The organism is Paenochrobactrum sp. BZR 201-1, assembly GCF_044987585.2.
GTDB lineage: Bacteria > Pseudomonadota > Alphaproteobacteria > Rhizobiales > Rhizobiaceae > Paenochrobactrum > Paenochrobactrum pullorum.
This window is the reverse complement of the sequence record NZ_JBJDRZ020000003.1, coordinates 19,677-28,048: the sequence shown is the minus strand read 5'-3', so window position 1 is coordinate 28,048 and position 8,372 is coordinate 19,677. Positions and strand designations below refer to the sequence as shown.

Below are 8,372 nucleotides of genomic sequence, written 5' to 3'. Positions count from 1 at the left end.
CCGGTAACCACTTTCGGGAGACATGCGTGCGCGGTGCAGGCTATTCATTCGGTTAAATCGCCTCATCAATAAACATAAGCAAAGCGGCAGCTTGATTAAATCGGCTGCCGCTTTTTCGAATCGATATCTGTCCTATAAATCATGATTTTTGATGAAAACCGTAAAAACGGGTCGATTATCACACAAAGTTACAATTCAGGAATAAAGTTGAGAATGGCATAGGGAACCATAAAAGCAAAAGCGCATTTGCTGTTTTAAACATATGTTCGAGCTAAGTCTGCGTTAAACCAAACGAAACTGCCCTGCCTCTCATTGTTTGCCTCAAAAAGCTGTAAATCAGGGGCTTTCAAAGCATGTTACATGAAAATGCGCCGCAGCATCAGCCAAAGCTTTTTAAGAAAATATTAATATAAATAAAGTTTCATCAAAACTGTATCCCGATAAATTTCACGTCTTTTAGGCGTTCATTCACGAATTTATTGTAACTGTGACATTTGACCCACAGGTTCGAATGCGGTTAAAAAATCACACGGATCCACAAAAGACAAAAAGTTACCCGCTTTGGAGCTCTTCCACTGCGCCCTTACAACTTTCGTGCCTGATATAGGATTAAACTGATGAAACACATGTTCTCTGGTCATTCGGCAAAATTTGCCCTGACAATGGCAATGCTGGCAGCATCAGTAATTGTTTCAGGCTGCACCACCACCGACCAGACCGCAGCGCTCAGCAGCGCTAAAGCGACGACCCAAACAGCCAGCGCTGATAAAGGCAATGTCATCCGCGTCAATGGTGTGAAAACCTATACTTACACACCGAAAGACCGTGAATGCCTCGAACGCGCCATGTTCTTTGAAGCCAACCGCTCCAGTCAGGATGGCCTTGTTGCCGTTGGAACAGTTGTGATCAACCGCCTGTTGTCAAAACAATATCCAGATACGATTTGTGGCGTTGTCGGTCAGAAAAACCAGTTTGCGCCGGGTGTTCTGACCCGCAAGATGAATTCAAAAGCGCTGCCGGATGTGCAAAAAGCCGCCGATGAAGTATTGAAGGGCAAGCGTCACCCCGCCGCCAAGAACTCAATGTTCTTCCATACGGCCGGTTTGAAATTCCCTTACAAAAACATGCATTATGTGCTGGTTGCAGGCGGCAATGCTTTCTATGAAAAGCGCAATAAGGACGGCTCCTTGCAAGCGCCTGTTCCTTCAGAGCCATACAATCTGGCCAGCATCTACACACCACAAAATCAGGCTGTGCCGAGCGACAAGGCATATAATGTCACCACACCACAAACGGCAGAAGAACCGGCAGCAATTGCACCGACCACAATGATTGCGGCTGCCGAACCACAAGCGCCGGTACGGACACAACAGAATACAACTGCACAAGTAGCTGAGCTACAAGTACCGCTGCCAACGGCACAGCCAACTGAATCATTGGCCTATGCACCGGCTGCCGAAAATGTGGATGCGATCGGTGCGTTCCTACTGACGCAGCAGCGCCCAGCCCTCAACTGATTTTTTAAATTTCTCTATAAAAAAAAGCCCCGCCAGCAGAACTGACGGGGCTTTTTTCTTGTCATATTTTTTCTTTATCGCATTATCCTACGCAAAACCGCTTCACACTTTTGCTGGAAATGCTCTTAGTGCTTGGCAGGCTGAACCAGATTGGCCAGCAAGCGGAATGCACCCGGCACCAGCTTGTCGAGCTGATGATGCAGCACAAGGCTTGTATGCGTATGACGGCCTTCACCAATTTCAGCAGAAACCAGTGAACCTTTCAGCTTATCTTCACCGGCATCGCTCATGGCGAGCAACGGCCTATAAGCCTCATCCCATTCGGATGCGAAGTAAAGACCGCGTTCCTTATCCCAATTTGTCCAGTCTTCCGGCCCGATTTTGTTCGGGTAGTTGAGCAATGGATGATCCGGCTCAAGAATATCCACCTCCGAATTCGCGTCTGTCACGCGGAAACGGATGGAAGGCGAGCCGATTTTCAGGAATGCCGGTGGCACAGTTTCAGGGTTCCAACCGTCCGAAGGGCGATGATAAAGCGTTACCAAATGGCCGCCCTTCTTAACCCATTCGTGCAAGGCCGGAACAGCAGCCGCCAGATCTTTACGACGACCGAAAGCAAAAATACCAACGACAATGGTTTTCAGATCACGGTATTCACCGCGTTCAACATCCGTTGGTGAAAGCTCCACGACATCAATGCCGAGGCGCTTCATCCACAGACCAACATTATCATTACCGCCGCTGATATAGCCAACTTTGTGGTTCGCAGGCAGTTCAGCACCAACGGTCTGAACAGGCACGGAAACCTTGGTCGGCACAACGGAACGGCCGATATGCGGGTAAGAGAAGGTGTTGATTGCATAGGCTTCTTTGCCGAGCAATTCCGGCTCGATCGCAAAGCGAACTTCACCCGGTTTTGCCGGTGGTTGCAGGTCAAAACTTGCAGCTTCGTCAGATGTGTTGCCAGTTTTGTTCATCGCCCAGCCTTCAGGCAGATCAATCTTCAGATCATCCGTCTTGGCATTGGTAACCGTTGCCGTCATTGCAACTGGCTCAAGCTCTTTAGCTGTGTTGAACACAACGGCATCAGGCTTCAGTTCCAGCGATGCGGATGGCAGAACGCGCAAGGCATCTTCCAGATCCACATCAATTACCGCAGCGCGATCACCAATTTTAGCGGTCAGACGCACGAAGGCATCGCCGTTACCACCAAGCGGATCAAATTGCTCGGTCAAGGGATTGGTAAGGCTCGCATCAGCTGATGCAGTTACCTGATCACCTGCCGCATTCAAACCTTCGCGGGCAATGATTTCTGCCGACTGAATTTCCACGCTTTCAGGCGCATCAACAAGGGTTTTAATGGTGATCGTATCACCGGCCTTGATGTCTGCTCCTTCAGTAAAGGCACGGATATGCATGCCAGACGCTGTTGCCAGCGCCAAATCGATTTCGCGTGTCTTGCGTTCCAGACGATGCGCGATATTGTCATGCAGTTCCTGCGGCAACTGCTTGCGTGCTTCATCAACGGCTTTGCCGATTTCGAGGAGCTTGGCAGTGACAACAACAGGATCGCCATAATCAGCAAGGGCTTCGTCGATCAAGCCTTGCGCATTGCGCAAGCTATCTGCCGCAGAAGCAGGCATGCCATCAACATTGGCGATATCGCCAACAGTTGCAACCAGACCTTCGCGAATGTCTTTTTCAGTTTTCGCTGGCTCGCCCTTGGCAACTTTAGCCAAATGCAATGCCCATTCGGTCTGGGGTTCCGGACGCCAGCGCCCCATAGCCTGTGTGAGGTGGCAAGAACGTGACCATTCACCCATCTGCGGGAAGGTTGCGCCTGAAATTTTATCGCGTTCAGGTGCTGTTACCGTCAATGTGGTTGGTGGTGGTGGAGTTTCATCATCGTAAACACCACCGCCGCCGCCATAAGCAGGCGAATAGATTTTCGGCACGCTCCAAGGGGCAAGGCCGGCCTCAATCTGTTCCGGGAACTCATCTGGGTTGCCGGAGATGTCAGCTGTGATAAAGGTTGCAACCACTGCCGCACGGTGATGACCATGCTGCCCCGGAACATCAAGGAAGCAGTTCATCACGATATCAGGCTTATACTGACGGAAAGCCCATGTCATACGCTCGATGACGCGGTCACGACCCCAACGATCGATTGTCTGGTTCGGATCTTTGGAAAAGCCGAAATCATGGACGCTGTCATTGTGGCCGCGACCACCAAATGCCAACGAGGCATCTAATGAGCGTGATGCTTCTTCCATTTCGCGGGTACGCAATACACCCAGCACAGAGCCACGCTCCGCACCAATGCTGTTTTGACCGCCTTCACCACGCGTGATGCAATAAAGCACTGGACGGATACCATAGACATGGCGCAATGATGCCAGCAGGCCGCTTGGCTCGTCATCCGGATGCGCGCCGGTGGTCATGAATGTGAGCGTTGAGGTCAGACGCTCCAGACGGCGATGCATAGTAACAATCGCCGGTTCCAATTTTTGTTTCGCGATCAGCTGAAGATCGCTGGCCGGTGCCGCATAGGCAGGCATTCGGGTTGCTAAAAGTGCCGGGGGAAGGGAGGCGATAAACAATCGCCTTGTCATTTTAGTCACGATTTACTCCTCTCATCAAAGGCGCTCCCAAGGAAGTTTCCGCACGCGACAGTGGGGGAGGAAACTTACTAACACCTTGTATTCACTTAACTATGCCTGCCCTTTACCAAAGCAGACAAGACGCTACCGTTTAACTCTTGTTCTTGTGTCTACGTATCAGCGCGCTTGTGCCGATTGATCGAGTATGATGAAGTAAATATAATAACTCAAGTGTATTGATATAATTTATTGTAATAAACCTTTCACGAAATGAAACTTACATTTTTATTTCAACATAAACTTGCGTGCTCGTTTAAATGACAAAAACAAAGCAGTATTATCGAAAGTTTCATCGCTACGGGTATCTGCTCAATTCGCTTATGCAACACTATGAATTGTGACTGGTCACAGCTTAGCCAAGGCGTTATGTTCAGCGCAGAAAATTCATAAAAGCAGAGGCCGTTATGTCCTATACATTACCGGAAAATATTATTGATCCTGTTAAGCTCGACCGTCTGGCCGAGGTCGCCGTTAAAGTTGGCTTGCGTTTGCAGGAAGGACAAGATCTCGTCATTACCGCACCTGTTTGCGCCCTGCCATTGGTGCGCCTGATTGCCAAACACGCCTATCAGGCTGGTGCCGGACTGGTAACCCCATTTTTCTCCGATGATCAGATTGCACTTGCGCGCTATCAGCATGCCAATGATGCAAGCTTTGATCAGGCCGCTGACTGGCTTTATGAAGGCATGGCCAAAGCTTACAGCAAAAATGCGGCTCGCCTTGCCATTGCTGCAGACAATCCACTGCTTCTCTCCAACCAAGATGCAGGTAAAGTTTCGCGCGCCAACCGCGCCAATTCCAAGGCCTATCAGCCGGCTCTGGAGAAAATTGCCAATTTCGACATCAACTGGAACATCATCTCTTATCCAAACCCTGAATGGGCGGCTTTGATGTTCCCTGATGCATCACCGGAAGATGCAACCCGCCAGCTCGCTGATGCGATTTTTGCCGCCTCCCGCGTGGATGTCGAAAATCCGGTTGCCGCTTGGGAAGCGCATAATGCAGCGCTGAAAGAACGCACCACCTATTTGAATGCCAAAAACTATCACTCCTTGCATTTCAAAGGTCCGGGCACCGATCTGATTGTCGGGCTGGCAGATGGTCATGAATGGATGGGCGGTGCGTCGGTTGCCAAAAACGGCATTATCTGCAACCCGAATATCCCGACCGAAGAAGTGTTCACCACACCGCATGCATTGCGCGTCAACGGCCATGTTTCCAGCACTAAGCCATTGTCGCATCAAGGCACATTGATCGACAATATCTCTGTACGCTTTGAAGATGGCCGCATCGTTGAAGCCAAAGCCAGCCGTGGCGAAGAAGTGCTCAACAAAGTACTGGATACGGATGCCGGTGCGCGTCATTTGGGTGAAGTGGCCTTGGTGCCGCATTCCTCGCCAATCTCGAAAAGCGGCTTGCTGTTCTACAACACATTGTTTGACGAAAATGCTGCCAGCCATATTGCGCTTGGTCAGTGCTATTCAAAGTGTTTTGTTGATGGTGCAAACCTTACACCGGATGAGGTTAAAGCCAAGGGCGGCAATTCCAGCCTGATCCATATTGACTGGATGATCGGCTCTGATCAGATCGATGTCGATGGCGTCAATGCCGATGGCAGCCATGAGCCGCTGATGCGCAAAGGCGAATGGGCTTACTGATAAGCGACAAAATATGAAAAAAGCCGGAAACCAAGGTTTCCGGCTTTTTTATTGGCTTAAATTTATCCCAAACAATGATCTGTTTGGGATAATATCAGAAAAGATTAACCGCGCAGCACGCCGCCGGTTTGTTTGGCAACAGCCTCGATGATCTTCTTGGCCACAGCTTCCAGATCTTCTTCGGCCAAAGTCCGGTCAAGCGGCTGCAACAGAACTTCGATCGCAACCGATTTTTTATTCTCGCCCAAAGAAGCACCGGCAAAAATATCAAACACCTGTGCATTGCTGACCAGCTTCTTGTCGGCAGACATCACCGCACGGATCAGGCCGCCTGCTTCCACATTGCTATCCACCACAAAGGCAAAGTCGCGTTTGACGGTCTGGAACTGTGACAGAACCAATGACGGCTTGGTGCAGGTGGCTTTTTTCTTCGGCTCAGGAATGGCATCAATGAAGACTTCAAAGCCGCAAAGTGCGCCGCTCACATCCAAGAGTTCCAGCGTATCCGGATGGAATTCACCGAAATAGCCAAGCACAACTTTTGGTCCCAGCTTCAGCGTGCCGGAACGACCCGGATGGAACCATTCAGGTGCGCCCGCTTCGATCTGGATGCGGTCAACCGGAGCGCCTGCGGCTTCCAAAGCTGCCAGCGCATCCGCCTTGGCATCATAAACACCAACAGCCGGCGCATTGCCTGACCAAAGACGACCTGCACCTTCAACACCAGCAGTGCCGCGGCGGATACCGCCAGCCACACGGCGTTGATCTTGAGGCTTTTCGCCTTCATAAGTGCCAGATACTTCAAAAAGCGCCAGATCAGCAAAACCGCGATCTGCATTGCGCTGTGCTGCAACCAGCAAGCCCGGAAGCAAGCTCGGGCGCATATCCGACATATCGGCCGCAATCGGATTGGCAAGCTTCAGTTCCGGTTTGCCGCCGCCAAAGGCTTTGGCATGCGCTTCCGGAATGAAGGAATAAGTCACCGCTTCCATCATACCGCGGGAAGCCAGCATACGGCGTGCCATGCGGGTGCGGATTTGCAACGTGGTGAGAATCTTGCCGTTGACGCTCCCCATATTTTCCAATGGCTGCGGTTCAATTTCATTGAGACCGTGAATACGCATCACTTCTTCAACAAGATCGGCTTTGCCTTCCACATCACCGCGCCATGACGGCACTTGAACAGTCAAAACAGCTTTACCGTCACCAGACACGCCGAAGCCGAGCCCCGTCAAAATCTGTGCCGCTTCTGCATATTCCACATCCAGATTGGTCAAACGCTTGACCTCTGACACAGGGAAAGTGATTTCACGCGGGGCATATGGCTGATAACCGACAACTTCTGTTTCGGTTGGCGTACCGCCGCACAAATCTATTACCAGTTTGGTTGCATATTCAAGGCCGGAAACCATGAATTCCGGATCAACACCACGTTCAAAACGATAACGGGCATCGGTGACAATACCGAGCTGCCGGCCGGTGCGGGCAATGGTGATCGCATCCCAAAGGGCGGATTCAATCAGCACATCGGTGGTGTTTTCATCACAGCCTGAATGTTCGCCACCCATAATACCGGCAATGGATTCAGCGCCATTATCATCGGCAATGACATACATGTCCGATGATAATTTATATACACGCTGATCGAGCGCCAGAATGGTTTCACCATCTTTGGCAGCACGTACAGTCAGATTGCCTTTGACTTTGGCAGCGTCAAACACATGTAACGGGCGACCATAATCAAAGGTGACATAATTGGTGATATCCACCAGTGCATTGATCGGACGAAGTCCAATGGCCTTCAGGCGCTGCTGCAACCATCGCGGGCTGGCCTTATTTTTAACGCCTTTAACCAAGCGAAGTGCAAAACCATTACAGAATGGTTTGTCGGCAGGCTGATCAAGCACCACTTTAACCGGAGTTTCACCTGTGCCTTTGATCGCTTCAATCTTGTCACCTTTGAGTGTACCAAGACCGGCTGCGGCCAGATCACGGGCAATCCCATGAACGCCTGCACAATCCGCACGATTCGGGGTCAGGCCGATTTCAATGATCGGATCATCAATGCCCATATAGCTCGCATAGCTGGTGCCGACAGGTGCATCTTGAGGAAGATCGATGATACCGTCATGCTCGTCGGACAGTTCCAGCTCGCGCTCGGAGCACATCATGCCGAAGCTTTCAACGCCACGGATTTTGCCAATCGACAGAGTGACATCAATACCCGGCACATAATCGCCCGGACGACCCAAAACACCAACCATACCGGCACGCGCATTGGGCGCACCGCAGACAATCTGCAATGGCTTGCCGTCACCTGCATCAACAGTGAGTACACGCAATTTATCGGCATCAGGATGCTGCACGGCAGTGAGAACTTTGGCAATTGTGAAAGCTTTGAAGCTGGCGCGGTCATCTACGCCATCAACTTCCAGACCAATATCTGTCAGCTTCTCAACGATCTCATCCAGCGTCGCTTCAGTTTCAAGATGTTCTTTCAACCAGGAAAGTGTGAATTTCATTTTATTTGTCCTTTC

Annotated in this window: 4 protein-coding genes; 2 read left to right on the top strand and 2 right to left on the bottom strand. The window is 50.7% G+C overall.

Annotated features, from left to right (window positions below; genetic code table 11):
* Positions 1–626 precede the first annotated feature (626 nt).
* Positions 627–1,517: a cell wall hydrolase gene (locus tag ACI0FR_RS01855; RefSeq protein ID WP_374830412.1), complete on the top strand. Its 891-nt coding sequence runs from the start codon at positions 627–629 to the stop codon at positions 1,515–1,517.
* Positions 1,518–1,642: 125 nt separating this feature from the next.
* Here ACI0FR_RS01855 and ACI0FR_RS01850 read toward each other — a convergent pair whose 3' ends face one another.
* Positions 1,643–4,129 carry a PIG-L family deacetylase gene (locus tag ACI0FR_RS01850; protein ID WP_404907357.1) on the bottom strand — a complete coding sequence of 829 codons (2,487 nt, stop codon included), beginning with the start codon at positions 4,127–4,129 and terminating at the stop codon, positions 1,643–1,645.
* 452 nt (positions 4,130–4,581) lie between these two features.
* Here ACI0FR_RS01850 and ACI0FR_RS01845 point away from each other — a divergent pair, with 452 nt between their 5' ends.
* The gene (locus ACI0FR_RS01845) at positions 4,582–5,835 is read left to right on the top strand and encodes an aminopeptidase (protein WP_404907177.1); all 1,254 of its coding nucleotides are present in this window, start codon (positions 4,582–4,584) and stop codon (positions 5,833–5,835) included.
* Positions 5,836–5,939: 104 nt separating this feature from the next.
* Here the strand turns inward: ACI0FR_RS01845 and pheT are convergent, their stop codons facing one another.
* Positions 5,940–8,357 (bottom strand): phenylalanine--tRNA ligase subunit beta, encoded by a 2,418-nt coding sequence (pheT, locus tag ACI0FR_RS01840; protein ID WP_404907175.1) that lies wholly within the window; start codon positions 8,355–8,357, stop codon positions 5,940–5,942.
* Positions 8,358–8,372 lie beyond the last annotated feature (15 nt).